The organism is Bradyrhizobium sp. SZCCHNS2022 (assembly GCF_032377575.1).
Taxonomy (GTDB): Bacteria; Pseudomonadota; Alphaproteobacteria; order Rhizobiales; family Xanthobacteraceae; genus Bradyrhizobium; species Bradyrhizobium aeschynomenes.
This window is the reverse complement of the sequence record NZ_JAUHHZ010000001.1, coordinates 5,867,473-5,893,125: the sequence shown is the minus strand read 5'-3', so window position 1 is coordinate 5,893,125 and position 25,653 is coordinate 5,867,473. Positions and strand designations below refer to the sequence as shown.

Sequence of the window (25,653 nt, the reverse complement as noted above, 5' to 3'; positions counted from 1 at the left end):
CAGCACGGGACGTCTTCCGACATCAAATTCTACAAAATGACGAACACCGGCAATACGCCGGAAAAACGATCGTGCTAACTGGTGAGCATCCGAACTAAGCCCCCAAGTAGTTCGGCCAAGGCCCGGTGCGCGCAGATTCCCATGCTTATTCCGGCGCACCGGGCCGCCCGTTTTTCGAGTTGACGCGATGCCAGCAGATGCGCCCTCTCCCCGTGTGGGAGAGGGCATGTACGAGGGTGCGGCAGGCTCGGTTAGGTGAGGGGTTTCTCTCCACGAGTGGCGCGCGCGGAGAGAGACCCCTCACCCAAGCGCGTGCGCGGAAAAGCCGTTGATGCCCTCTCCCACAAGGGGAGAGGGCGCTGTATCGGAGAGCGCGCTCGCGGCTGCCGGCCTATCCGACGCCCGACCGGTTCCCTCCGCCGGCGCCCGAATCACCACAATGTCCGCCGCTGTTGCGAAATTGCCTCTGGATCGGGCGAGGAAAAGCGATCAAAACGGGCGGCAGCGCCGATGGTTAATCGCGTCTTAACCTCGCCCCACCTATGGTGACCGCAACGGCACCGGTTCATGGGCGATCGGCGGCTTCCACTGGTTTGGCGCGCGTTTTACGTATGGCAATGACCGCTTCATCCCCCGCGCCCGCTGGCGCCAGCCATTCGGAGAGCGAACGCTCGCCGTTTGCGCGGCTGAACGAGCTGCTCGCCCCCTACCAGCCGGGCAAGCCGATGATCACGCTCGCCGTCGGCGAGCCGCAGCATCCGGTGCCGGATTTCGTCGGCCCGGTGCTGGCGCAGCACATCGCCGACTTCGGCCGCTATCCGGCGGCCAAGGGCATCGAGCCGTTTCGCAAGGCGGCGGCCGGCTGGCTGGCGCGCCGCTTCGCGCTGCCGCGCGCGGTCGATCCCGAGCATGAAATCCTGGTGCTGAACGGCAGCCGCGAGGGCCTGTTCTTCGCCGCGCATGCCGCGCTTCGTCATGTCGGCCCGCGCCGCGGCAAGCCCGCGATCCTGATGCCGAACCCGTTCTATCCGGTGTATGGCGTCGGCGCCCGCACCGCCGGCTGCGACTCCGTCTATCTGCCGACGACGCGCGACAACGGCTTCCTGCCGGACCTCGACGCGATCGACGAGGCGACCTTGGCGCGCACGGTCGCGTTCTACATCGCCACGCCGGCGAACCCGCAGGGATCCGTGGCATCAGCGGACTACATGCGCAAGCTGGTCCGGCTCGCCAACCGCTTTGGCTTCCTGATCTTCAGCGACGAATGCTATTCGGAGATCTACACGAAGGCGGCGCCCGGCAGCATGCTCGAGCATGCCGGGCCCGACTACAGCAACGTCGTCGCGTTCCAGTCGCTGTCGAAGCGCTCCAACGTGCCGGGCATGCGGATCGGCTTCGCCGCCGGCGACCGCAAGTTTCTCGCCGCCTTCCATGAGCTGCGCAACGTCGCCGCGCCGCAGGTGCCGGTGCCGCTGCAGCACGTCGCGGTTGCCGCCTATGCGGACGAGGATCACGTCGAGGAGAACCGGCGGCTGTACCGCGCCAAGTTCGATCTCGCCGACCAGATCATCGGCAACCGCTACGGCTACAGGAGACCCGATGGCGGCTTCTGCGTCTGGCTCGACGTCGCCGATCGCGGCGGTGACGCGGAGGTGACGGTCAGGCTGTATCGCGACGCTGGCGTGCGCGTGGTGCCCGGCAGCTATCTGGCGCGGTTGCAACCCAACGGCTTCAATCCGGGCGTCGGCTATATCCGGCTGGCGCTGGTCGCTGACGCCGCCTCGACCGGCGAGGCGCTGCACCGGCTGGTCGAGACGTTGGGGTAATCGCGGGGCTGATGCGGATGCCGGCGATCGAACGAGTCATTCCCCTGGTCAACCATCTGCCGACCTCGCTGCGCGAGGCGCTGGTGCGGCGGCTGCGCGAGCTCGCCGGCCTCTGTCTGATCGCGCTGTGCGGCGTTGCCGCCGCGGCACTGATGACCTGGTCGGTGCAGGACCCGAGCCTGTCCCACGCCACCTCGCGCGCGATCCGCAACATCGTCGGCTATCCCGGCGCGATCAGTGCCGACCTGCTGATGCAGATCCTGGGCCTCGGCTCGATCATGGCGATCCTGCCGCTGGCGATCCGCGGCTGGCGGATGATGACGCACCGGCCGTTCGACCGCGAGGCGCTGCGCTTCGGCGCCTGGGTGCTCGGCGCGGTCATCGCCGCGGGCCTCGCCAGCTGCTGGCCGCGCTCGCATGCCTGGCCGCTGCCGACCGGTTTGGGCGGCGTCGTCGGCGATGCCCTGGTACGCGCGCCGGCCGTGGTGTTCGGACCGCCCGGCCTGATCTACCGCCTGGTGCTCGGCACGCTCCTGCTCGTCGCGATGATCGGCTGCCTGCTGGTGGCGGGCGGCATGGGCGCGAAGGACGCCGATCCGAGCCTGCTTGCCGACGAGGAGGATGATACGCCGCTGTCCGACCCCGAGGATGACGACGATCGCAAGGCCATCCGGCTGGGCTGGGTGTTCCACGCCATCATGAGCGCCAAGGCGCAGATCGGCTGGTTCCTCTCGACGGCCTATCGCGCGCTGGTCTCCTCCGGCCCGCAGCCGCGCACGGCCGCGGCCGGCCGGCAGGAGCCGAGCCTGGCGCGCGGCCAGAAGAAGCCGACGCTCGCGCCCGAGATGGACGGAGACGAGGGCGAGGAAGAAGAGGCCGGCGAAGACGAGGAGGAAGAGGAGGAGGAGCCTGCTCCGAAGTCGCGCAAGAAGCCGGCGCCGAAGACTCCTGCCAAAAAGTCCAACGACAAATACGACCTGCCGTCGGTCTCGATGCTGGCGGCGCCGAAATCCTCCGATCGCCAGCCGCTGTCGAAGAGCGAGCTGGAGGCCAATTCGCGCGCGCTGGAAGGCGTGCTGCAGGATTTCGGCGTGCGCGGCGAGATCGTCAAGGCGCATCCCGGTCCGGTCGTCACGCTGTACGAGCTGGAGCCGGCGCCCGGCATCAAGTCGTCGCGCGTGATCGGCCTCGCCGACGACATCGCGCGCTCGATGAGCGCGCTGTCGGCGCGCGTCGCCGTCGTGCCCGGCCGCAACGCCATCGGCATCGAGCTGCCCAACGTCCATCGCGAGAAGGTCTATCTGCGCGAGCTCTTGGTGGCCAAGGAGGCGACCGAGAGCGTCGCCAAGCTGCCGCTGTGCCTCGGCAAGAACATCGGCGGCGAATCCATCATCATCGACCTCGCCCGCACCCCGCACATGCTGATCGCCGGCACCACCGGCTCGGGCAAGTCGGTCGCCATCAACACCATGATCCTCAGCCTGGTCTATCGCCTGCGGCCCGACCAGTGCCGGCTGATCATGGTCGACCCGAAGATGCTCGAACTCTCCGTCTATGACGGCATTCCCCATCTGCTGACGCCCGTCGTGACCGACCCGAAGAAGGCCGTCGTCGCGCTGAAATGGGCGGTGCGCGAGATGGAGGAGCGCTACAAGAAGATGGCCAAGCTCGGCGTGCGCAACATCGACGGCTACAATGCGCGCCTCGCGGAAGCCCGCAACAAGGGCGAGGAGCTGACGCGCACCGTCCATACCGGCTTCGACAAGGAGACCGGCAAGGCGATCTACGAGGAGGAGAAGCTCGACCTCGATCCCCTGCCCTACATCGTCATCATCGTCGACGAGATGGCCGACCTGATGATGGTCGCCGGCAAGGACATCGAGGGCACGGTGCAGCGCCTCGCGCAGATGGCGCGCGCCGCCGGCCTGCACGTCATCCTGGCGACGCAGCGTCCGTCGGTCGACGTCATCACCGGCACCATCAAGGCGAACTTCCCGACCCGCATCTCCTTCCAGGTGACGTCGAAGATCGACAGCCGCACCATTCTCGGCGAGATGGGCGCCGAGCAGCTGCTCGGCCAGGGCGACATGCTCTACATGGCCGGCGGCGGCCGCATCAGCCGCGTGCACGGCCCGTTCTGCTCCGACGAGGAGGTCGAGAAGGTGGTGCGCCATCTCAAGGCGCAGGGCTCGCCGGAATATCTCGAGGCGGTCACCGCCGAGGAACCGAGCGAGGAGGACGGCGCGGTGTTCGACGCCACCGGCATGGGCGGCGGCGGCGGGGGCGACGACCTGTTCTCCCAGGCGGTCGCCGTGGTCAAACGCGACCGCAAGGCCTCCACCAGCTACATTCAGCGCCGGCTGCAGATCGGCTATAACAAGGCCGCTTCGCTGATGGAGCGCATGGAACAGGAAGGCATCGTCGGCCAGGCCAACCACGCCGGCAAGCGCGAGATCCTGGTGCCCGAGGAGGAAGGCGGGTTCTGACGGCGCCCTTTGGTCCCAGATCTGCCGTTTCCAGGTCGTAACTTCACGCAATTACGATCACGCTGACCGACCGAACCACGATAGAAACGCGTAAGAATCAGGACGTCGTTTTGAAAAGCCCCTTGTTGAACAACCCCTTTTCGCTTCCGCCCGGACGCCGCCTGTCCGCCCGGCTGATGGCCTGCGCCGTTGCGGCCAGCGCCCTGACCGGCGTCGCCGGCCACGCGACCGCCCAGACCACGCCGGCCCCGAAATCCGCGGCGAAGAGCGGCTCCCAGCTCAGCGCCTCCGAGCAGCAGCGCGGCGGTCAGACGACCACCCAGACCGTGCCGCCCAACCCGGTCATTCCCGATCCGCGGCGCAACGTGCCGGCCAGCATCTTCACCTCGTTCGACGCCAACCAGAAGGCGCAGGCCGCCAAGGTCAGTGCCTATCTGTCGTCGCTGCAGACGCTGGTCGGGAACTTCGTCCAGGTCGGCCCCGACGGCAGCAAGACCAAGGGCGATTTCTACATCCAGAAGCCGGGCAAGGTGCGCTTCGAATATGATCCGCCGACGCCGATCGACATCGTGGCCGACGGCTCGTCGCTGGTCGTCCGCGACCGCAAGCTGGCGACCCAGGACGTCTATCCGCTCTCGCAGACACCGTTGCGCTATCTGCTGTCGGACCGCATCGACCTGCTGAAGGACACCAACGTGATCGCCGTCGCCGCCGACGATCTCTACGTCACGATCACGATCGAGGAGAAGCAGGCGCTGATCGGCACCAGCCGGCTGATGCTGATGCTCGGCGCCAAGGACGGCCAGCTCAAGCAGTGGACCGTGACCGATCCGCAGGGCTACGACACGACGGTCGCCGTCTACAATCTCGACACCACCAAGAAGCTCGATCCGGCGATGTTCAAGATCGACTTCACGACCTACCCGTCGACGCCGCCGGGCTGACGCAGCCGCTTCGTGCTCAGCCGGCTTCGAGCCCGCGCACCTTCCACTGCGCTTCCGACAGCGCGAGCTTCTCGAAGCGCTTGCGCGCCTCGTCGAGATCGTCGGCCGCGATCGCGTCGCAGCTCGGTCGGGCGCGCAGGATCATGGCCGTGGTCGCCCAGCTGAGCCGCGCCGCCTTGCAGGCGAGCAGCAGATCGGTGAGGCGATCCTCCTGCAACAGCGATTCGATCGTCTCGATCGAGACCACGCAGAGCAGCGCCAGCGCCGCGATCACCGCGGGGAAATCGCCGGTCACGCAGAAGCGGTTGACGGCGGAGTCGCCGAGCTTGCCGCTGCGGTTGAGCGTGGCGACCTCGGCCTTCACCTGCTCGTAATCCCAGATCGCGCGCATCGCCGCGCCGGCCGAGCGTGTCGGAGCAGCCTGCAGCGTGGCGCGGGTGGCGGGCGGCGCCGCCTTGATGAAGCGGGTGCGGGCGCCCTCGCTCGCGGCGGCGACAAAGGCGCGCGACAGCTTGGCCGGCAGATCGTTGCGCAGCGCCAGCTTCTCGGCGAGATCCTCGTCGCGCTCGGCGATCTTGAACAGGCTGCGATAGCCGTCCTCGGACAGTTTCGCGGTCAGGTTTTGCGCCAGCGCCATGCGCACCGGCGGAAAGCCGCGCGCGATCAGCTGCGTCGTGAGGCTGTCGCCGATGCCCCGGCGGGCGGCGATCGCAACGAGATGCGCCGGGCTCGAGCTCCTGATGAACTCGGCAAGGTCGCGCTCGGTCAGCACCTGGGCCTTCGCCAGCATCGGCCCGGCGACACGCAGCTCCGGATGAACCGCCAGCAGCCGCGCGGTGCCGTAAGGCGCGCGCTCGACGCCGGCCAGCGCCATGCTCAGCTCGGCCAGCACGTCGGTCGCCACCTGGGGCATCAGGCGGGCGAACATCTGGTCGTAGAGATCGAGCTGCTCGGCGGGCGCCGGCCGCGGCCCGGCCAGGAACAGGCTCGTCGTGCGTCGCAGAATGTCGGTGGCGAGCTCGGACACCGTCCGCGCCTCGACGGCGGGCGACTTGGCGGCGGGCGACTTGGCGGCCGGAGCGGCCGAAGGCGCTGGGGGCATCACACATCTCTTCTTGTCGGCACCCGTCGCTGTGATCGGGCGCAGGTCGATCAGCATTTTGCGAAAGAATGCGAAGGCCGGACTAAAGGGGCGTTAAGCTCAGTGCGGCCGCAGGAGGCTGCACGGGGCCGTCGTTAATGGATTGCCTCGCCAGGCGGCCCCTATGTTCCCGTATTGTTCTTGCGGATATCGCCCGCTTCCGCTAGCCTCTCGGCCGGGAGGGGCATCATGGTCCAGCGCGTTTCCACCGTTGCCTTCGAGGGGATCGAGGCCCGCGCGGTCGACGTGCAGGTCCAGGTTGCACCCGGCCTGCCGGCATTCGCGATCGTCGGGCTGCCGGACAAGGCGGTGTCGGAGGCGCGCGAGCGGGTGCGCTCGGCGCTGATCGCCTCGGGGCTCGCGCTGCCGGCGCGGCGGATCACCGTCAATCTGGCGCCGGCCGACGTGCCCAAGGAAGGCAGCCATTACGATTTGCCGATCGCGCTCGGGCTGATGGCTGCGATCGGGGCGATTCCGCCGGATGCGCTCAGTGGCTTCACCGTGCTCGGCGAGCTCGGGCTCGACGGCTCGATCGCGCCGGTGGCAGGCGTGCTGCCGGCGGCCATCGGCGCCAATGCGCGCGAGGAAGGCCTGATCTGCCCGGCGGCCTGCGGCGCCGAGGCAGCGTGGGCGAGTCCCGACCTGCAGATCATCGCGGCGACGTCACTGATCCAGATCGCCAATCACTTCAAGGGCACGCAGGTGCTGTCGCGGCCGCAGCCGAAAATCCAGGAGGCACCCGCCAGCCTGCTCGACCTGCGCGACATCAAGGGCCAGGAGAGCGGCAAGCGCGCGCTCGAGATCGCCGCCGCCGGCGGGCATCATCTGCTGATGATCGGCTCGCCCGGCGCCGGCAAGTCGATGCTGGCGGCGCGGCTGCCGTCGATCCTGCCGCCGCTGTCGCCGGCCGAGCTGCTGGAAGTGTCGATGATCGCCTCGGTCGCCGGCGAGATCGAAGGCGGCGCGCTGACCAACCGGCGGCCGTTCCGCAGCCCGCATCATTCCGCCAGCATGGCGGCGCTGACCGGCGGCGGCCTGCGCGCCCGTCCCGGCGAGATCTCGCTGGCGCATCAGGGCGTGCTGTTTCTCGACGAGCTGCCGGAGTTCGATCCGCGCGTATTGGATTCGCTGCGCCAGCCGCTGGAGAATGGCGAGGTCTCGATCTCGCGCGCCAACCACCGCGTCACCTACCCGGCCCGCTTCATGCTGGTCGCCGCGATGAATCCGTGCCGCTGCGGCAAGGCGTTCGAGCCCGGCTATGCCTGCAAGCGCGGCCGCATCGACCGCTGCACGTCGGACTATCAGATGCGCATCTCCGGCCCGCTGATGGACCGCATCGATCTGCGCATCGAGGTGCCGGCCGTCACGGCCGCGGACCTGATCCTGCCGCCGTCGAAGGAAGGCTCCGCCGAGGTCGCCGCCCGCGTCGCCGCCGCGCGCGACCTGCAGCGCGCCCGCTATGTCAAAGCGGGCCTGCCGCAGATCAGGACCAACGCCGAGGCGCCCGCCGCCGTGCTCGACGAGATCGCCAAGCTCGATGCGCCGGGCCAGAAGCTGCTGCGCGAGGCCGCCGAGACGATGCGCCTGTCGGCGCGCGGATATCACCGCGTGCTGCGTGTCGCCCGCACCTTGGCCGATCTGGACCATGTCGACACCATCGGCCGGCTGCATCTGGCGGAGGCGCTGTCGTATCGCGCGCTGGCGGAAGACAATCGCCATGCGGCGTGAACGCCTCGTCTTTTTCAACACTCTGGTAACGACTTCTCTTTACGCTCCGACAACCATAAGGCCCGCGTTTCGTCATCAGGCCTTCCGCGTCGGTGCGTGTCATGTTGCGTTTCAATGTCTTCGTGTCGGCCGTGCCGCTGATCGCGGCAGCGGTTGTTGCCAAGCTCGAATTGGCGCCCTCCCCGCAGCCCTGCATTGCCGTCGGTGCCGACACCGTCTCGCTCGGCTCCGCGCCCTATCCCGCCGATCTCCATGTCGACTTCACCGACGATCCCGCGCTGGCGACCGTCCGCGTGGCGCTGGCAGAGCGTCCGGAGACGGCGGATTTCGTCGTGGTCGACGATGCTCCCGCGCGGGAGGATCGGGGCTGCCGCATCAGCGCCGCAACGCAGCTCGTGGCGATCGCCGCCGATCCGCTTGCGGGTGCGCCGCGCATCTATCTCAGCGTCGACGCCGCGGCCGACGGCGATTTCGACTATCGCATCTACGTCCGCTCCAGCCGCACCACGGCAAGAGAGGCCGCCGCGCTGATCGTCGCGGCCCGTGGCCACGCATCGTCGCCGGCCAACCCGGTTCTGTGAGCCGGGCTAACGCCCGGTTCACCATCTCTGCAGCGCCAGGTCGGGCCTGCATGACCTTTCAAAGTCTCGGCAATACCGACGCCGCATGGTGCGGGTCGGCCACGACATGGGATCGACGGCACCGGGGGAGATGGACATGGGACCGTTTTTTCGCATCAGGCTGCGCCTGCGCCGGTTCATGCGCCGTCATCGCACCATCGTCGCGATCCTGCGCTCCCTGATGATCTTCTCCGCCGGCTTCGGCGGCGCCTACGGCTTCATCAAGGCCAGCATCTCCGAGAATTCCGGCTACAATCCGCACACCTTTGCGATCGGCGCCAGCTTCCTGTTCGCGCTTGCCTGCGTCGGCCTGGCCACGCTGAGCATGCGGCTGCGCTTCGTCGCGAAGAAGCTTCAGAAGATCGCGCTCCACAACGAGGTGCTGGCCGACCGGAACTGGGAGCTGCAGGAGGCCGAGCAGCGCGCGCGCAATCTGTTCGAGCAGCAGGGTGACCTCATCGTGATGCGCGAGCAGGACGGCAGCATCATCTTCGTCAACGACGCCTATTGCCAGATGGCCGGTCTCGATCGCGAGAACCTGGTCGGCAGCCGCTTCGCCTTCGCGCTGATCGAGCAGGGCGACAGCGCGCTGGAGCCCAGCGGAACGCGCGTGCACGACCAGCGCATCGAGAGCGCGATCGGGCCGCGCTGGATCGCCTGGCGCGAGGCGCTGGTGCGCTCCGACGCCGGACACCCCGCCGTGCTGCAATGTGTCGGCCGTGACGTCACCGACCGCACGGAGACCGAGCGCGCGCTCGCCGACGCCCGCGATCAGGCCAATGCGGCCAACCGCGCCAAGTCGCGTTTCCTGGCGATGGCGAGCCACGAGATCCGCACGCCTCTCAACGGCATCCTCGGCATGAGCGGGCTGCTGCTGGAGACGCAGCTGACGCCGGAGCAGACGACCTACGCCAAGGCGGTGCGCACATCAGGCGAAGCGCTGATGTCGCTGATCGACGAGCTGCTCGACTATTCCAAGATCGAGGCCGGCAAGCTGGCGCTGGAGGCGCAGCCGTTCTCGCTTGCCGCGCTGATCGAGGAGATCACCGAGCTGTTGGCGCCGCGCGCGCAGGCCAAGCAGCTGGAAATCGCGGCCTACATGGATGAGCGGCTGCCGACCTGGGTGACCGGCGATGCCGCGCGGCTGCGCCAGGTGCTGCTCAATCTGGCCGGCAATGCGATCAAGTTCACGAGCAATGGCGGCGTCGCTGTCATCGCCGAGCCCGGCATCTGGCCGAACGAGATCAGCTTCCAGGTGCGCGACACCGGCATCGGCATCGCCGCCGAGGCACAGGAGCGCATCTTCCGCGAGTTCGAGCAGGCCGACGACAGCGTCGCGCGCAGCTTCGGCGGCACTGGCCTTGGGCTGGCGATCTCCGACCGCATCGTCAAGCGGATGGGGGGCCGGATCAGCCTGCAGAGCGAGCTCGGCGCCGGCTCGACCTTCGAGGTTTCCGTGCCGCTGCCGGCGGCGCTGGAGCGCGGCGAGCAGAACAGTTTTCGCGGGCCCGACCTGACCGGACAGTCGATCATGCTGATCGCGCCGCCCGGCCTGCAGGCCGAGCTGATCGAGCGGCGCCTGCAGAACTGGGGCGCGCAGACCTGTCTCGTCGCCGAGACCGAGGTCGCCGAGGCGCTGCTGCCCGAGCGGGCCTGGCACGCCGTGCTGGTGGATGATGCCATCGGCAGCGAGACGGCGCGCGGCCTCGGCATGACGGCGCAGCGTCATACGACGCGACTGATCGTCCTGGTGACGCCGGTGAGCCGCCACGAGCTGGCGCCGACTGCGCCGTTCAACTTCTATCTGGTGAAACCGCTGCGCGCCGCATCGCTTGCGGCGCGTGTCGGATTTGACGCCGATGGCGCCGCCTCGGCGCTGATCGACGATCCCGTTCCGATGATCGCGCCGCCGATTGCGGCGCGCGCCGGCGCGGGCCTGTCGATTCTCGTGGCCGAGGACAACGACATCAATGCGCTGCTGATGCGCTCGCTGCTGACCAAGCTCGGGCATCATGCCGACATCGCCGTGCATGGCGAGGCCGCGCTCGATTCCTGGCTCGCGGCACGTTCGGCCGGCACGCCTTACGACCTGATCCTGATGGATGTGCAGATGCCCAAGCTCGACGGTATCGCTGCCGCCAAGCGCATTCGGGCGCTCGAGGCCAGTGAGCCCGGCCGCCGCACGCCGATCCTGGCGCTCACGGCGAACACGCTGGTCGAGGATCGCTATGCCTGCTTCGAGGCGGGCATGGACGGCTTCCTGGTCAAGCCGATCGACCGCGACAAGCTGGACGAGGCACTGGCCAATCTGGCCGCGGCGCGGCAGGTGGCGGCGTAGTGATGAGTTTGTAGCACGGGCGGTGCCTGGGCTCCCTCTCCCCGTCCTTCACGGGGAGAGGGTCGGGGTGAGGGGCAACCACACGGGTGGTGCCAATTATCTGCCGCTCAGAGCCGCCCTGCTCGTCCGAGAGACCGCGAACTAGGCAGCGTATGTGCCATGCCCCTCACCCGGATTGCTGCGCAATCCGACCTCTCCCCGCAAAAGGGCGGGGAGAGGTTGCACCGCGCAAGCCTAATAAGCCGGGCAGTAAGTGGGCATACGCAAGGCAAGCTCTCTCCCCGGGTCATTCCGGGGCATTCGCGCGCAAAATGGCGCAGCCATTTTGAAGCAGCGCGAATGAGCTCGGAATCCATAGCCACAGGCCGCTCTTTGTTGAAGACCTTGGCCACGAGCAGCTCGGTTCACATGACCGATTGTGGTTATGGATTCCGGGCTAGCGCTTCGCGCGCCCCGGAATGACGGAGAGACTATTCGGCCCGCGACAAGTCGCGAAATTTGTGCAGCTACACGGCGAACTCACAACCGCCGCAGCGCCACCGTCTCGATCTCGTGGTCCGCGCCCTTCTTCAGGATCAAGGTCGCGCGGGGGCGTGTCGGCAGGATGTTGTCTTCGAGATTGGCGAGGTTGGTGCGCTCCCAGATCGCGATCGCCGTCGCGATGGCCTCTTCGTCCGACAACAGCGCGTAGCGGTTGAAGTAGGAACGCGGATCGTGGAATGCGGTGTCGCGCAAGGACAGGAAGCGCTTCACGTACCATTTGCGCAGCACCGCCTCGTCGGCGTCGATGTAGACCGAGAAATCGAAGAAGTCCGACACCACGGGCACCGCCTTGCCGTCACGCGGCAGCGGCCCGGTCTGCAGCACGTTGACGCCCTCGACGATCAGGATGTCCGGCTGATCGATCTCGGTCCACTGATTGGGCACGATGTCGTAGCTGAGATGCGAATAGACCGGCGCACGCACGGGATGGCGGCCGGCCTTGATGTCGGAGAGGAAGGCGAGCAGCCGTGCCTTGTCGTAGCTCTCCGGAAAGCCCTTCTTCTGCATCAGGCCCTGCCGTTCGAGCACTGCGTTCGGAAACAGAAAACCGTCGGTGGTGATGAGGTCGACCTTGGGCCGCGGCGACCAGCGCGTCAGCAGCGCCTGCAGCACGCGCGCGGTGGTGGACTTGCCGACCGACACCGAGCCGGCGACGCCGATGATGTAGGGCATCTTGCGGTCGCGGATGCCGAGGAACTGGCGTTGCGCGTAGTACAGCCGCTGCGCCGCATCGACATACATCGACAGCAAGCGCGACAGCGGCAGGTAGATGTCCTCGACCTCCTGCAGATCGAGGCGGTCGTGCATCGAGCGCAGTTTCGAGAACTCGCCGGGCTCCAAGGTCATCGGCGTATCGTTGCGCAACTCGGCCCATTGCTGGCGGGTGAAGACGCGGTACGGATTATATTGTTGTTCGGTGGTGCGCATATCCATGACGCTGCCCTTCGTTTCCCCCGCCGTCGCGCCCTACTCCGTCTTGCGCGACGCCTTTTCTTCCAGCCCCGATTGACCGGTCCGCTTGCCGAGCGCCGCCTCGACCTCCTCGAGCCGGACGTCGCGCGACTTCAAAAGCACCAACAAATGAAACAGCAGATCGGCGCTTTCGGAGATCAGATGCTCGCGGTCGGTGCCGACGGCGGCGATGACCGTCTCGACCGCCTCCTCGCCCATCTTCTTGGCGCATTGCGCCGGACCCTTGTCGAGCAGCTTGCGCGTATAGGACGTCTCACCATCGGCCGCGGCGCGCGCGTCGATGATGGCAGCCAGATCGTGAAGCGTGAAGCGGGACATCAGCCAGGACTCGGAACGCAGGATCCGCCCAATGCGGCCGGATCCGCGTTCATCTAACATTTTTGCGGCGCAATGTCGTCAGGGATCGAGCCGCATCGGCAGGCCCTGGCGCACCATGTGCTCCTTGGCCTGCCGGATGGTAAATTCCCCGAAATGGAAGATCGAGGCGGCGAGCACCGCGGTCGCCCTGCCCTGCCGGATGCCGTCGACCAGATGATCGAGATTGCCGACGCCGCCGGAGGCAATCACCGGGACGGGCACGCTGTCGGCCACCGCCCGCGTCAGCGGCAGGTCGAACCCCTGCCTTGTGCCGTCGCGGTCCATCGAGGTCAGCAGGATTTCGCCGGCGCCGAGAGAAACCACTTCCTGGGCATATTCGATCGCATCGATGCCGGTCGTCTTGCGGCCGCCATGGGTGAAGATCTCCCAGCGCGACCCGCCCCCCGCCCGTGGCACCGACTTGGCGTCGATCGCCACCACGATGCACTGCTCGCCGAACTTCTCGGCCGCCTCCTTGACGAACTCGCGCCGCGCCACCGCGGCCGAGTTGATCGAGACCTTGTCGGCGCCGGAGCGCAGCAATGTCTTGATATCGTCGATGGTGCGCACGCCGCCGCCGACCGTGACCGGCATGAAGCAGGCTTCCGCGGTCCGCCGGACGACGTCGAGCATGATGCCGCGGTTCTCATGGGTCGCGGTGATGTCGAGGAAGCAGAGCTCGTCGGCGCCGGCGGCGTCGTAGGCGATCGCCGCCTCCACCGGATCACCGGCGTCGCGCAGATTGACGAAGTTGACGCCCTTGACGACCCGTCCGTCCTTGACGTCGAGGCAGGGAATGACGCGGACCTTGAACATGCTGTTCTCCCCTACCCGCGCGCCGCGCGGATCAGCGCCAGCGCCTCAGCCGGATCGAGCCGCCCGTCATACAGCGCGCGGCCGGCGATGGCGCCTTCGAGCTTCTTGGCGCGTGATGTGAGCATCGCCTTGACGTCGTCGATCGAGGCGAGGCCGCCGGAGGCGATCACGGGGATCGAGATGGCGTCGCCGAGCGCGATCGTGGCGTCGAGATTCAAACCCTTCAGCAAACCATCGCGCGCGATGTCGGTGAAGATGATCGCCGCGACGCCGGCGTCCTCGAACCGCTTGGCGATATCGAGTGCAGTAACTTCGGACGTCTCGGCCCAGCCTTCCACCGCGACCTTGCCGTCGCGCGCATCGAGGCCGACGGCGACGCGACCGGGAAAAGCCTTCGCGGCCGTCTTCACCAGCTCGGGGTCGCGCACCGCGGCAGTGCCGATGATGACACGGGTGATGCCCTTGCCGAGCCAGGCCTCGACCGTCTTGAAATCGCGGATGCCGCCGCCGAGCTGCACCGGCATCTTCACGACTTTCAGCATCGCCTCGACCGCCTGCGCATTCATCGGCTTGCCGGCGAAGGCGCCGTCGAGATCGACGACGTGGAGATATTCAAAGCCCTGGGCGGCGAAGCTCTTGGCCTGGGCGGCGGGATCGAGGTTGAACACGGTGGCGCGCGCCATGTCGCCTTGCTCCAGGCGCACGCACTGGCCGTTCTTCAGATCGATGGCAGGAAACAGAATCATATCTGGTGTCTCTCAAGAGTGCGCCCTGCCCGCCTCTTCAGGCGAACAGGAGACGGCGCTCACGGCTTCCATTTCAGGAAGTTGGAAATCAAGGCGAGACCGAACCGCTGGCTCTTCTCGGGATGGAATTGCGTACCGATGGCAGTGTCCTTGCCCACGATGGCGGTGATCGGCCCACCGTAATCGGCGCGCGCCAACACCTCGTTCTCGTTGACGGCATTGAGGTGATAGGAGTGCACGAAATAAGCGTGCAGCCCGTTCGGCCCGAGCGGCAGCTTCTCCAGCACCGGATGTTCCTGCAACACGTCGAGCGTGTTCCAGCCCATGTGCGGGATCTTCAGGCTCTCGTCGCGCGGCGTGATCTTCTCGACGTCGCCGGAGACCCAATCGAAGCCGTCGGTGGTGACGTGCTCCTTGCCGCGCGTCGCCATCAGCTGCATGCCGACGCAGATACCGAAGAACGGCCGCGCCTTGTGGCGCACGGCCTCAGTCATCGCCTCCAGCATGCCGTCGACGGCGTCGAGGCCGCGGCGACAATCGGCGAAGGCGCCGACGCCGGGCAGCACGATGCGGTCGGCGCGATACACCGTGTCGGGATCACGGGTCACCACGACCTTCTGCGGATCTTCCATGCTGCGCGCGGCGCGCTCGAACGCTTTCGCGGCGGAATGCAGATTGCCGGAGCCGTAATCGATGATTGCGACGCTCATCGTCCACCTCCGGGTTCGGGGAACAAGCCAATGATGCTAGCATGGGGCAGCGGCGGCGGATGCTGTCCATTGCCATTGTCACGCGTCGGCGGTGCGGCGCCGCGATCAACGGTGTAGTTGTCGTAACCGAGATCGCTGCGCCTTGCGGCCCAGCGCTCGAAGAAGCGGCGCTCGGCGGCGTCGAGATCGTCGGCCACGACGACATCGAGCTGGCGCCATTTGCCGCGCGAGTAGCTCCAGCGCTTGAGGCTGGAGGCTTCGAGCCCGAGCAGGACCGCGAGCAGCAGATCGACCAGCGTAATCGTGCCGCCGCCGATCCCGATCCGGACCAGCAGAACGTCGACGACGATCATCAGCGCGATCCAGCCGAGCATCGCGAGCCACAGACGGTGCCAAGCCAGCCAGACGGCGCCGAGCACGGCGGCCCAGAAATGGAAGCCGTCGCGGATGAACACGAAGCGATCCGTCGAACGCAGATCGGCCCCGGCGGCGAGGGGAGCGTGGATCGTATAGACGGGCATGTCGATAATCCCTTGGGGGAGGCGGTCAGCCGCCGAGCTGACCCTTGGTGGATGGCACTTCGCCCTTGTTGCGCGGGTCGATCGCGAGCGCTGCGCGCAACGCCCGCGCCAGACCCTTGAAGCAGGATTCGGCGATATGATGGGCGTTCTCGCCGTACAGCGTCTCGACATGCAGGGTGATGCCGGCGTTCATCGCGAACGCATTGAACCATTCGCGCACCAGCTCGGTGTCGAACTCGCCGATCTTGTCGCGGGCGAAGGTCGTGCGGAACACCAGCATCGGCCGGCCCGAGACGTCGATGACGACACGGGTCAGCGTCTCGTCCATCGGCATGTGGATCGAGGCGTAGCGGGTGATGCCGGCCATGTCGCCGAGCGCCTGGCGCACGGCCTGGCCGAGGGCGATGCCGACATCCTCGGTGGTGTGGTGGAAATCGATATGCAGGTCGCCGACCGCCTTGACGGTCATGTCGATGCGGGAATGGCGGGCGAGCAGATCCAGCATGTGATCGAAGAAGCCGATACCGGTCGCAATGTTCACGGCGCCGGTGCCGTCGAGGTTCACGGACACCTCGATGTTGGTCTCTTTGGTCTTGCGCTTGATGGTCGCGCTACGCATGGGGTCAGCTTTCCCTTGAAAACGCGGCCCTTTTATCAGGCGGATGACACCTTAGCTACTGCGGGATGGCGCTCCCTGAGCCTGATCTCGGACCATGGTGAGCGGATTTCAAGGCCCGGCGCGGGCAGGGCAGGGACGCGGTAATTGTATCCCGGGCCCTGAGCGCCTAAATCAGGCCATCAACCCCAGGGACTTTCCATGCACGCATCTTCCCATGAGCCCACCGTCTGGCACGGCACTACGATCCTGACCGTCCGCAAGGGGGGCAGGGTGGTCGTGGGTGGCGACGGCCAGGTCTCGATCGGCCAGACCGTGATCAAGTCCAACGCCCGCAAGGTGCGCAAGCTCGGCAAGGGCGACGTGATCGGCGGCTTTGCCGGTGCCACGGCGGATGCGTTTACCCTGTTCGAGCGGCTGGAGAGCAAGCTGGAGCAATATCCGGGGCAGCTGACCCGGGCGGCCGTCGAGCTCGCCAAGGACTGGCGGACCGACCGCTATCTGCGCCGGCTGGAGGCGATGATGATCGTCGCCGACAAGGAGGTCTCGCTGGTTCTGACAGGGACCGGCGACGTGCTGGAGCCGGAGGCGGGCGTGATGGCGATCGGCTCAGGCGGCAATTATGCGCTGGCGGCGGCGCGGGCGCTGATCGACACCGACAAGGACGCCGAGAGCATCGTGCGCAAGTCGCTCGACATCGCCGCCGACATCTGCGTCTACACCAACCGCAACATCACCATCGAAGCGCTGTCGGCCGAGTAGACGATGACCGCGGACGGGATCAGCATCGCGTCCCGCCGGTCGCCCGGGCTGTGGCTCGGGCTGGTGCTTACGTTGCTGGCTTTACAGGCCGCGATCCTGTTCGCGATGGGGCGGCTGCCGATCTGCGCCTGCGGCACCGTCAAGCTGTGGCATGGCGTGGTGCAGAGCTCAGAGAACTCCCAGCATCTCGCCGACTGGTACACGTTCTCGCACGTCATCCATGGCTTCCTGTTCTACGCGCTGACGGCGCTGCTCGTGCCGCGGCTGCCGTGGCAGGGCCGGCTGATCATTTCTATGCTGATCGAGGGCGCCTGGGAGCTGGTCGAGAACTCCAGTCTCATCATCGAGCGCTATCGCGCCGCCACGATCTCGCTGGACTATTTCGGCGACAGCATCGTGAACTCCGTCGGCGACACGCTGGCCATGATGACCGGCTTTTTGCTGGCGCGGGTGCTGCCGGTCTGGCTGACCGTGCTGATCGCGATCGTGTTCGAGATCGGCGTCGGGTTGCACATTCGCGACAACCTGACGCTCAACATCCTGATGCTGGTCTATCCGACCGAGGCGATCCGGCAATGGCAGGCCGGACCGCCGCTGCTGTGAGGGCAGGGCGTCATGAACCTTGGCTTTCGTCCGATGACCGAAGGCGACCTGCCCGCCATCCGCGACTGGCTGCAGCAGCCTCATATCCGGGAATGGTGGGGCGATCCGGACGAGCAGTATGCTTTGATCGATGGCGACCGCGCCGAGCCGGCCATGGGTCAGTACATCATACTGATGGAAGGGGAAGCGGCCGGCTACCTGCAGTGCTACGCCCTCACCGCGTGGAACGACGGCTTCGGGCCCCAGCCGGACGGCACCCGTGGCATCGATCTGTTCATCGCCGGCCACGAGCGCATCGGGCGCGGTCATGGTCCGCTCGCCCTCAGGACCTTTTGTGGCCTGATGTTTCAGCGCGGCGTCCCGCGCGTGGTGACCGACCCGTCGCCGACCCATGCGCGCGCCATTCGCGCCTATGAAAAGGCGGGATTCCGGCGCGAGCGTCTGGTCGACACGCCCGATGGTCCCGCGCTGCTGATGTCCTGCGATCCCGCCGACTTGCCTCGCCGCCCATCCGAGCCTAGCTAGAGCCCCATGACCGACTTTTCCCCTCGCGAAATCGTCTCCGAACTCGACCGCTTCATCGTCGGCCAGGCCGACGCCAAGCGCGCGGTCTCCATCGCCCTTCGCAACCGCTGGCGGCGGCTGCAGCTCGATACGGGCCTGCGCGAGGAGGTGCTGCCGAAGAACATCCTGATGATCGGCCCGACCGGCGTCGGCAAGACGGAGATCGCGCGGCGGCTGGCCAAGCTCGCGGGCGCGCCGTTCCTCAAGGTGGAAGCCACGAAATTCACCGAGGTCGGCTATGTCGGCCGCGACGTCGAGCAGATCATCCGCGATCTCGTCGAGGTCGCGATCCACCAGGTGCGCGAGCGCAAGCGCAAGGACGTCGCCGCCCGCGCACAGTTGGCCGCCGAGGAGCGCGTGCTCGATGCGCTCGTCGGCGCCAATTCGAGCGCTGCGACCCGCGACTCGTTCCGCCGCAAGCTGCGCGCCGGCGAGCTGAACGACAAGGAAATCGAGATCGAGACGCAGTCGTCCGGCGGCGGCATGCCGATGTTCGAAATCCCGGGCATGCCGGGCGCGCAGATGGGCGCGATCTCGATCGGCGACATTTTCGGCAAGCTCGGCGGCCGCACCAAGACGCGGCGGGTCACGGTCGAGGCTTCGCACGACCTCCTGATCGCGGAGGAATCGGACAAGCTGCTCGACAGCGACCAGCTGGTGCAGGAGGCGATCAGCGTGGTCGAGAACAACGGCATCGTGTTCCTCGACGAGATCGACAAGATCTGCGTGCGCGAGAACCGCCATGGCGGCGACGTCTCCCGCGAGGGCGTGCAGCGCGACCTGCTGCCGCTGATCGAAGGCACCACCGTCTCGACCAAGCACGGCGCGGTGAAGACCGACCACATCCTGTTCATTGCATCCGGCGCCTTCCACATTGCCAAGCCGTCGGACCTCTTGCCGGAATTGCAGGGTCGCCTGCCGATCCGTGTCGAGCTGCAGGCGCTGACGCGCGACGACATGCGCCGCATCCTGACCGAGCCGGAGGCGTCGCTGATCAAGCAATATGTCGCGCTGATGAAGACCGAAGGCGTGACGCTCGACATCACCGACGATGCGATCGATGCGCTCGCCGACATCGCGGTGGCGGTGAACTCGACGGTCGAGAACATCGGCGCCCGCCGCCTGCAGACCGTGATGGAGCGCGTGCTCGACGACATCTCCTTCACCGCCTCCGACCGCACCGGCGAAACCATGCGCGTCGACGCCGCCTATGTGCAGCAGCATATCGGCGACCTCGCCAAGAATGCGGATCTGAGCCGGTTCATCTTGTAAGCGGTCGTCAGTGTTAGCCTCGACCTCGCCTCAGACTCCGCCGTCGTCCCGGCCTTGAGCCGGGACCCAGAAACACCGAAGCTGATAGTAGCTGAAGATGGCGGCTCCAGCCCTGCCTCACCACAGACAGCGGTGGCTATCGGTCCCGGCTCAAGGCCGGGACGACACTGGTGGGTGTGGCAGCAGCCGTGGCAACATCGTCATTCGATCGGCCGCGGCATGATCGGCGCATATGCGAGACACTGGCGGCTGATGCTCGCCGTCAACGCCGCCGTGATGCTCGGCGTGCTCCTGCACAAGCTCACGCTGCCGCCCTACATCCCCTACATCCACCTGCTGGTCGACTATCACCACGGCTTCATCAAGCGCGCGCTGATCGGCGCCGTCGTCGGCCTGTTCACCGCGAAGGTGCCGGTCTGGCTGGTGTTCGCGCTGGCCGGCCTCGTCTGGTTGATCACGTTCGCTCTGTTCGTGCAGCTGTTCCGACGCGCCTTCGGCTTCGACCACGCGCAGCTGCCATTGTTCGTGCTCACCGCCGGCTCGCCGTTCGTGTTCAAGAATTTCCTGTTCGCGCTCGGTCATTTCGACATCTATGGCTGCCTTGGCGCGATCATCCTGCTGCTGGTGCCGGCGAGCTCACTGAGTTACGTTCTGCTTGCGGCAATCATCTCCGCGGTGCTGGTGCTGATCCACCACATCCATCTTTTGATGTATGTACCGACCATCGCCGCCATCGTCGTGTTGCGCTACTACTTGCCGCGCACCGTCACGCGGCTCGACCTCGCGGTCGGTACGGCCGCACTGATAGGTCTGGGCGCGTTGTTCCTGGCAGCGCAGTTCGCCGGTACCATGCCGATGGCCGAGGCCGACTTCGTACGCTACCTGCAGACGCGCATGGTCGATTCGTCGCGCACCGAGCTGCTGCAGTTCGCTTATGTCTGGTACCAGCCGCTCGCCAAGGAGGTGCAGGACACCTGGGCCCGGATGCCGTCGAACCTGCTCGGCATGCCCGTCTATGCGCTGCTGCTCTGGCTGCATCTGCCGCTGTGGCGCACTTTCAGAGATCTCATCGGCGCGCTCGAAGAGCGGCACCATCGCCGGATCGTCGTCGCCGCGCTGATCGTCATCAGCCTCGCCTATCTCGTGATGTTCGCGATGGTGTTCGACTATTCGCGCTGGATCTCGAGCTGGGTGGTCTGCATGATCCTGGTGCTGCATGCGGTGAAGACGCTGCCGGCCGCGAAGCCGGTGGCCCTGATTGATGGTGACGATCGCAAGACCACGATCCTCGGCTGGATCGTCACCGCTATCCCGCGCGTCGGCATCATCCGGCCGTTCTGAGCCTCAACCGCGCGGACGGCGAATGCGCACATAGAGCGCACCGGCGCCGCCGTGGCCGACATGGGCTTCCTCGAAACCAACGATCAGCGTGCGGAATTCGGGCAGGCTGAGCCAATGCGGCACTTGGCGCCGGAGCACGCCACGCTCGGGATCGGCGCCGATGGTGCCCTTGCCGGTGATGACGAGCACGAAGGTGAGACCGTCATGCTGGGCACGATGCAGGAAGTGATGCAGCGCCTGGTGCGCTCGGCTTTGGGTCATGCCGTGCAGGTCGAGCCGCGCATCGATCTCGCTGCGCCCGCGCGACAGTTTCGAGCGCTCCTTCCGCCCGAGCGACACCAGCGGCGGGATCGCCGGCCTGACCGGCTTGGGGATGACAACGGGCGCGACCGGTCGCGGCGTCGTCATCGCTTTGTCGGCCTGCGGCTCGGCCGTTGCCATTGGCGGGTGGAGCCGCAGCGGACGCGGCGTCTTGCGCAGCGGCTTGACCTGGCGGGCGACCGTCTCCCACAGCGCCCGCTCGTCCTCGGAGAGGCCGCGCTTGCGACGGCCGCGCGGCGGCTCGGGATCATGTGACATGGCAACGGCGGTTCATCGATGGTTGCGGTGGCGCCTGCCATAACGCAATCGGCGGATATTGCGATCACTTTCCAGTCGCGGCCGGGCCTCAGGCAGTGGCACGGGCTGCGGGGCCGCCACGTTCTGCGCGACGGTGGTCGCCGCGCTTGCGTTGGCGGCCGGGGCAGGGGCCTTGGCATCCTTGGAAGGAGAGGCGGTCGCGCTGGCCTGGTCCCGACCCTTCGCTTGATCCTGTCCCGTATCCTTGGCCATATCTTTGGCCGGCTCCTTCGGCAGCACCTGCGGAAACAGTTTTGCGATCTTCTCCGACGGCCGCGCATCCGGCAGCGGCATCTTGCGGCCGCGCGCGACCGGATCGAGGCTGCGCGGCACCAGCATCACGAACTGCATGTTGTGCTTGAGCCGGCCCGAGACCTTGCCGGCCTCCTGTCCGGCGCCGAAATAGAGATCGGCGCGGGCAGGGCCTATGATCGCCGATCCCGTATCCTGCGCGATCATCAGCCGATGAAAGGCGGTCTTGGATTTCTCGGACTCGATCGGCAGCTCGCCGGTGATGAAGAACGGCGTGCCATAGACGTGCAGCGACTTGTCGACCGCGATCGAGCGGCCCGGCGTCAGCGGAATGCCCTGCGCGCCGACGGCCTCATCCTTGTCCGACAGTTGCACCTCGCGGAAGAAGATGTAGGAGCGGTTGGTCCGGCGCAGCTCGTTGGCGCCTTCCGGATTCTGCTCCATCCAGTCGCGGATGCGCTGCATCGACATCTGCTCGCGCGGGATGATGCCGCGCTCGATCAGGACGCGTCCGACCGGCGTATAGGGATGGCCATTATAGGCGTCGTAGTTGATGCGCACGGTCGAGCCGTCGTCGAGGCTGATGCGCGCAGATCCCTGGATCTGTGCAAACAACAAGTCCGTCTGGTTCCTGAGCCAGGCGATCTCCAGGCCGCGGCCCTCGATGGCGCCGTCCTCGATCTCCGCCCGGTCATAATAGGGGACCAGCTTGCGCCGCCCGATCTTGCGATAGACCGGACCCTTGTTGGGCAGGCTCGTCGCATCCTGCTTGAAGCCGCGGACGAACAGGTTCGACGGACGGCGATAGACCGGAACGTTGTAGACCTCGTTCTGTGTCCGCGAGCCCTCGATGACCGGCTCGTAGTAGCCGGTGACGAACCCGTCGGCGTCGCCGAGCTTGGAGATCTTCAGCGGCTCGAAGTGGCGTTCGAAGAAGGCTTTCGCCGCGGCGTTGTCGGCGAGGTCGGACGAACGCGCCTCACGACAGGGATCACGCAGGGAATCGCCGAGTGCCTTGTCTTCCGTCGCTGCGCCGTTGGGCCTCGCCGCAATCGGCTTGCAGCTGGCGCGGAAGGTCCGGTAGGCCGCGAGCTGATCGTCATCGTTCCAGCCGGGCACCTCGCTCCATCCCAGCGGCAGATACTGGCTGTTGGTAATCTCGAGCGGCCAGTCGAGCGTGGGGTAGGGCAGGTGGCGTACCGGCGCAACAGGCGCGGCCGACCGGTGGCGGGCGCGCACGGCCTCGGCCGCATAAGGCGCGAGCGCCAGAGCGGCGACGCTCAAGGCGAGCGCCGGCGTCCAATATCTGAGGCTACGGGCGGAAAAGCCCCGCTTCCAAATTTCGCGAACCATGCTTGCACCGTCAAAGTACCACTCAACGCGAAATTCTGAAAAACAGGATCAAGAAATCAGCGCCGCCCGTCGTCTTGCTCCATTCGCGGCCGTGGCCGGTGTCGACTGCAGGTGCGAACTTTCCGAAACCGGACCGCACAAGGCCCGGGCCACACGGTCCTCGTCAATGACTGCCGGTGCCGACCAGCTTCCAGTTCGGATCACGCGAACCGGTGTCGCGGGCGAAGGTCCAGATGTCGGTGATGTCGGCGACCTTCTCCGGATTGCCGTCGACGATGTTGCCCATCTTGTCGCGGGTCACGGAGATCATCTGCGACACGAACCGCACCGTCAGCTGAGCGGTGCGGTCGCGCGCCTCGGCGCCGACGAGCTCGGCGGTGTCAATCGAGACGAAGCGGGTCTCGGTCTTCTGCTCCTGCCTCTCGCGCTCCTTGATGACGGAGTCGAAGCTGTCATAGACCTCGGACGACAGCAGGTCGCGCAACGCGCGGCGGTCGCCATTGGCGAAGGCCAGCACGATCATCTCATAGGCGCTGCGCGCACCGGTGAGGAAATGGCGGGGATCGAACGAAGAGTCGCTGGCGACGATCGCATCGAGGCCGCGCGCGAGCGGCGTGCCCGGCTCGGCCACCCCGCGCCAGCGATCGCTCGGCGCACCGAAATCAGCGCCCGTGGCGGGGCCTGCCGGATCGATCGGCGCGCCGGGAACCGGCATCACATGATTGTCGGGCGCGCCCTGCACGGCGTTCCGGGCCGCGCGATCGAATGGGGTTCGCTCGTTGCCGGTGCGCTGGCCGAGCACGGCGCGCAGGCGCACGAAGATGAAGACCGCCAACGCCAGGAAGATGATGGTATAAATGTCCACGTCGTGTTCGCTTTCTGACTGACTTGTCGGGCCGGACGCGGGGTCTGGCCACTGGAGCCCGTTTACCAAGAACCGGGTAAAGACCCATGAAACGGTCCGTCTCCGGAGGATGTAGTCATCGAATTGGGCCGGGCCAATGGCACATTGTGGCACGGCGATCCTAACCCGTTTCACGGCCAAGGGGAAATCGGATCACCGCGTCCCAGGCCCGGGTCAACGCTGGCGACGCGGCTGCAGCCGTAACGTGCGACAAATGGAGGCAGACCGTTCCGGAACAACCATAATTGACCGTTGCGGCAGCTTCGGAAGGCTCGTCCTTGTGGAACAAGCCGGCCCTATGGTAGCCACGCGCCGCAACGAACCGCCTTTTTGTGCCAGGAGAACACTTCGATGACCAACGGTAACGGCGCCACGTCCGAGGCGGCCCCTCCTCCTCAACTCAACGTGCTGGCGCAATACATCAAGGACCTCTCGTTCGAGAACCCCAACGCGCCGCAATCGCTGGCGCCGCAGGGCCAGGCGCCGCAGATCAACATCCAGATCAATGTCGGCGCCAACGCCCTGAATGAGACCGAATACGAGGTGACGCTGACGATCGAGGGCAAGGCCGAGAGCGGCAGCCAGGTCATGTTCAGCTTCGAGCTGGTCTATGGCGGTGTGTTCCGGCTGGTGAACATTCCCCGCGAGAACCTGTCGCCGATGCTGCTGATCGAATGCCCGCGGCTGCTGTTCCCGTTCGCCCGCGAGATCGTCGCCAACTCGGTGCGCGACGGCGGCTTCCCGCCCTTGATGCTCGACCCGGTCGATTTCGTAGGCCTGTACCGTCAAAACATGGAGCGCCAGGCCGCGGCTGAGGCCGCGCAGGGCCGGCCCAGCTGATCCGTCGAAACTTGATTGAAAGATGATTGACGGGCGTGATCCGCGGCAGATGGCCGGGGATCACGACGCCGGCCAAAATTCCATCCAGATCGGCTTGTCGCCGAGGGTTGCGATGAAGGCGCGATGCGCCTCCCGCTCGGCGTCTGTGACCCGGGGAGCCAGCGGAACGTCACGCTGACGACGCGGCGTATCGCCGGCCGTGCCCACGCGGATCTCCTGCGTATCCTGGGTCAGGATCAGCTGCGACTGCCGCGCTCCGACCAGATCGACATAGACCTCGGCCAGCAACTCCGCATCGAGCAACGCGCCGTGCTTGGTGCGCCGTGAATTGTCGATCGCATAGCGCGAGCAGAGATCGTCGAGCCGGTTCGACACGCCCGGATGCTTGCGCCGGGCCAGCAGCAGCGTATCGACCAGTCGGTCACGCGGAATGGCCGCCCGCTTCACCCGGTCGAGCTCGGCATTGATGAAGCCGATGTCGAAGGACGCGTTGTGGATCACCAGCGGCGCATCGCCGATGAACGCCAGGAAGTCCTCGACCACCTCGTGGAACAGCGGCTTGTCGGCCAGGAACTCGCTCGACAGACCATGGACGGCGAAGGCCTCCGCCGGCATGTCCCGCTCGGGATTGATGTAGCGGTGAAAGACCTGGCCGGTCGGCATCCGGTTGATGATCTCGACGCAACCGATCTCGACCAGGCGGTCGCCGCGCAAGGCGTCGAGGCCGGTGGTTTCGGTGTCGAGCACGATCTCACGCATCGGTCAGTCCATCGATCCAGC

General features: G+C 66.6%; 24 protein-coding genes. 12 read left to right on the top strand and 12 right to left on the bottom strand.

From position 1 onward, the window contains the following. Nucleotides 1–611 precede the first annotated feature (611 nt). The 3 genes from QXZ94_RS26345 (at nucleotide 612) to QXZ94_RS26335 (ending at nucleotide 5,256) form a co-directional block, all read left to right on the top strand. Complete coding sequence (locus tag QXZ94_RS26345; protein ID WP_315723319.1) at nucleotides 612–1,826, top strand: aminotransferase class I/II-fold pyridoxal phosphate-dependent enzyme; 1,215 nt, start codon at nucleotides 612–614, stop codon at nucleotides 1,824–1,826. A gap of 11 nt (nucleotides 1,827–1,837) precedes the next feature. Continuing rightward, a complete protein-coding gene (locus tag QXZ94_RS26340) occupies nucleotides 1,838–4,312 on the top strand; it encodes a DNA translocase FtsK (protein WP_315723317.1) in 2,475 nt (824 codons plus the stop codon). A 176-nt stretch (nucleotides 4,313–4,488) separates the two neighbouring features. Then, complete coding sequence (locus QXZ94_RS26335) at nucleotides 4,489–5,256, top strand: outer membrane lipoprotein carrier protein LolA (protein ID WP_315726535.1); 768 nt, start codon at nucleotides 4,489–4,491, stop codon at nucleotides 5,254–5,256. A 16-nt stretch (nucleotides 5,257–5,272) separates the two neighbouring features. Here the strand turns inward: QXZ94_RS26335 and QXZ94_RS26330 are convergent, their stop codons facing one another. Further along, nucleotides 5,273–6,358 (bottom strand): DUF2336 domain-containing protein, encoded by a 1,086-nt coding sequence (locus QXZ94_RS26330; RefSeq protein WP_172132611.1) that lies wholly within the window; start codon nucleotides 6,356–6,358, stop codon nucleotides 5,273–5,275. Between the two features lie 228 nt (nucleotides 6,359–6,586). Between QXZ94_RS26330 and QXZ94_RS26325 the strand changes: the two genes are divergently transcribed. The 3 genes from QXZ94_RS26325 to QXZ94_RS26315 all read left to right on the top strand — a co-directional run bounded on the left by QXZ94_RS26325 (nucleotide 6,587) and on the right by QXZ94_RS26315 (nucleotide 11,083). Further along, nucleotides 6,587–8,125, top strand: coding sequence for a YifB family Mg chelatase-like AAA ATPase (locus QXZ94_RS26325; RefSeq protein ID WP_315723314.1), 1,539 nt, complete (start codon nucleotides 6,587–6,589; stop codon nucleotides 8,123–8,125). Nucleotides 8,126–8,226: 101 nt separating this feature from the next. Continuing rightward, on the top strand, nucleotides 8,227–8,706 hold the full coding sequence (locus QXZ94_RS26320; RefSeq protein WP_315723312.1) for a hypothetical protein: 480 nt from the start codon (nucleotides 8,227–8,229) through the stop codon (nucleotides 8,704–8,706). Between the two features lie 136 nt (nucleotides 8,707–8,842). Further along, a complete protein-coding gene (locus QXZ94_RS26315) occupies nucleotides 8,843–11,083 on the top strand; it encodes a PAS domain-containing hybrid sensor histidine kinase/response regulator (RefSeq protein WP_315723310.1) in 2,241 nt (746 codons plus the stop codon). Between the two features lie 519 nt (nucleotides 11,084–11,602). On the opposite strand, the gene coaA is transcribed toward QXZ94_RS26315, so the two are convergent. The 7 genes from coaA to hisB form a co-directional block, all read right to left on the bottom strand. After that, nucleotides 11,603–12,559, bottom strand: coding sequence for a type I pantothenate kinase (gene coaA, locus QXZ94_RS26310; RefSeq protein ID WP_315723308.1), 957 nt, complete (start codon nucleotides 12,557–12,559; stop codon nucleotides 11,603–11,605). Between the two features lie 33 nt (nucleotides 12,560–12,592). Beyond that, a complete protein-coding gene (locus tag QXZ94_RS26305) occupies nucleotides 12,593–12,916 on the bottom strand; it encodes a phosphoribosyl-ATP diphosphatase (RefSeq protein ID WP_315723306.1) in 324 nt (107 codons plus the stop codon). 78 nt (nucleotides 12,917–12,994) lie between these two features. Further along, complete coding sequence (gene hisF / locus QXZ94_RS26300) at nucleotides 12,995–13,771, bottom strand: imidazole glycerol phosphate synthase subunit HisF (RefSeq protein WP_315723304.1); 777 nt, start codon at nucleotides 13,769–13,771, stop codon at nucleotides 12,995–12,997. An 11-nt stretch (nucleotides 13,772–13,782) separates the two neighbouring features. After that, nucleotides 13,783–14,517, bottom strand: coding sequence for a 1-(5-phosphoribosyl)-5-[(5-phosphoribosylamino)methylideneamino]imidazole-4-carboxamide isomerase (hisA, locus tag QXZ94_RS26295; RefSeq protein WP_315723302.1), 735 nt, complete (start codon nucleotides 14,515–14,517; stop codon nucleotides 13,783–13,785). Nucleotides 14,518–14,576: 59 nt separating this feature from the next. Further along, the gene (hisH, locus tag QXZ94_RS26290) at nucleotides 14,577–15,227 is read right to left on the bottom strand and encodes an imidazole glycerol phosphate synthase subunit HisH (RefSeq protein WP_009031378.1); all 651 of its coding nucleotides are present in this window, start codon (nucleotides 15,225–15,227) and stop codon (nucleotides 14,577–14,579) included. After that, nucleotides 15,224–15,748 carry a DUF2628 domain-containing protein gene (locus tag QXZ94_RS26285; RefSeq protein WP_315723297.1) on the bottom strand — a complete coding sequence of 175 codons (525 nt, stop codon included), beginning with the start codon at nucleotides 15,746–15,748 and terminating at the stop codon, nucleotides 15,224–15,226. The genes hisH and QXZ94_RS26285 overlap by 4 nt, the downstream gene beginning before the upstream one ends. A gap of 25 nt (nucleotides 15,749–15,773) precedes the next feature. Continuing rightward, entirely contained in the window at nucleotides 15,774–16,367 is a 594-nt protein-coding gene (hisB, locus tag QXZ94_RS26280) for an imidazoleglycerol-phosphate dehydratase HisB (protein ID WP_315723295.1), read from the bottom strand. A gap of 198 nt (nucleotides 16,368–16,565) precedes the next feature. On the opposite strand from hisB, the gene hslV reads away from it, so the two are divergent. The 5 genes from hslV (at nucleotide 16,566) to QXZ94_RS26255 (ending at nucleotide 20,906) form a co-directional block, all read left to right on the top strand. Continuing rightward, a complete protein-coding gene (gene hslV / locus QXZ94_RS26275) occupies nucleotides 16,566–17,126 on the top strand; it encodes an ATP-dependent protease subunit HslV (protein ID WP_006612664.1) in 561 nt (186 codons plus the stop codon). A 3-nt stretch (nucleotides 17,127–17,129) separates the two neighbouring features. After that, entirely contained in the window at nucleotides 17,130–17,729 is a 600-nt protein-coding gene (locus QXZ94_RS26270; protein WP_315723293.1) for a DUF2585 domain-containing protein, read from the top strand. Between the two features lie 12 nt (nucleotides 17,730–17,741). Beyond that, nucleotides 17,742–18,254, top strand: coding sequence for a GNAT family N-acetyltransferase (locus QXZ94_RS26265; RefSeq protein ID WP_315723290.1), 513 nt, complete (start codon nucleotides 17,742–17,744; stop codon nucleotides 18,252–18,254). A gap of 6 nt (nucleotides 18,255–18,260) precedes the next feature. After that, nucleotides 18,261–19,565, top strand: coding sequence for an ATP-dependent protease ATPase subunit HslU (hslU, locus tag QXZ94_RS26260; protein ID WP_315723288.1), 1,305 nt, complete (start codon nucleotides 18,261–18,263; stop codon nucleotides 19,563–19,565). A gap of 219 nt (nucleotides 19,566–19,784) precedes the next feature. After that, nucleotides 19,785–20,906: a hypothetical protein gene (locus tag QXZ94_RS26255; protein WP_315723286.1), complete on the top strand. Its 1,122-nt coding sequence runs from the start codon at nucleotides 19,785–19,787 to the stop codon at nucleotides 20,904–20,906. Between the two features lie 3 nt (nucleotides 20,907–20,909). Here the strand turns inward: QXZ94_RS26255 and QXZ94_RS26250 are convergent, their stop codons facing one another. The 3 genes from QXZ94_RS26250 to QXZ94_RS26240 all read right to left on the bottom strand — a co-directional run bounded on the left by QXZ94_RS26250 (nucleotide 20,910) and on the right by QXZ94_RS26240 (nucleotide 23,994). Further along, the gene (locus QXZ94_RS26250; protein ID WP_315723284.1) at nucleotides 20,910–21,485 is read right to left on the bottom strand and encodes a Smr/MutS family protein; all 576 of its coding nucleotides are present in this window, start codon (nucleotides 21,483–21,485) and stop codon (nucleotides 20,910–20,912) included. A 12-nt stretch (nucleotides 21,486–21,497) separates the two neighbouring features. Then, a complete protein-coding gene (locus QXZ94_RS26245) occupies nucleotides 21,498–23,129 on the bottom strand; it encodes a murein transglycosylase A (protein WP_315723282.1) in 1,632 nt (543 codons plus the stop codon). Between the two features lie 163 nt (nucleotides 23,130–23,292). After that, nucleotides 23,293–23,994 (bottom strand): Tim44/TimA family putative adaptor protein, encoded by a 702-nt coding sequence (locus tag QXZ94_RS26240; protein WP_315723280.1) that lies wholly within the window; start codon nucleotides 23,992–23,994, stop codon nucleotides 23,293–23,295. 390 nt (nucleotides 23,995–24,384) lie between these two features. Here QXZ94_RS26240 and secB point away from each other — a divergent pair, with 390 nt between their 5' ends. Further along, the gene (gene secB / locus QXZ94_RS26235; protein ID WP_172113662.1) at nucleotides 24,385–24,873 is read left to right on the top strand and encodes a protein-export chaperone SecB; all 489 of its coding nucleotides are present in this window, start codon (nucleotides 24,385–24,387) and stop codon (nucleotides 24,871–24,873) included. 60 nt (nucleotides 24,874–24,933) lie between these two features. On the opposite strand, the gene dnaQ is transcribed toward secB, so the two are convergent. After that, on the bottom strand, nucleotides 24,934–25,632 hold the full coding sequence (dnaQ, locus tag QXZ94_RS26230; RefSeq protein ID WP_315723276.1) for a DNA polymerase III subunit epsilon: 699 nt from the start codon (nucleotides 25,630–25,632) through the stop codon (nucleotides 24,934–24,936). Nucleotides 25,633–25,653: the final 21 nt, after the last annotated feature.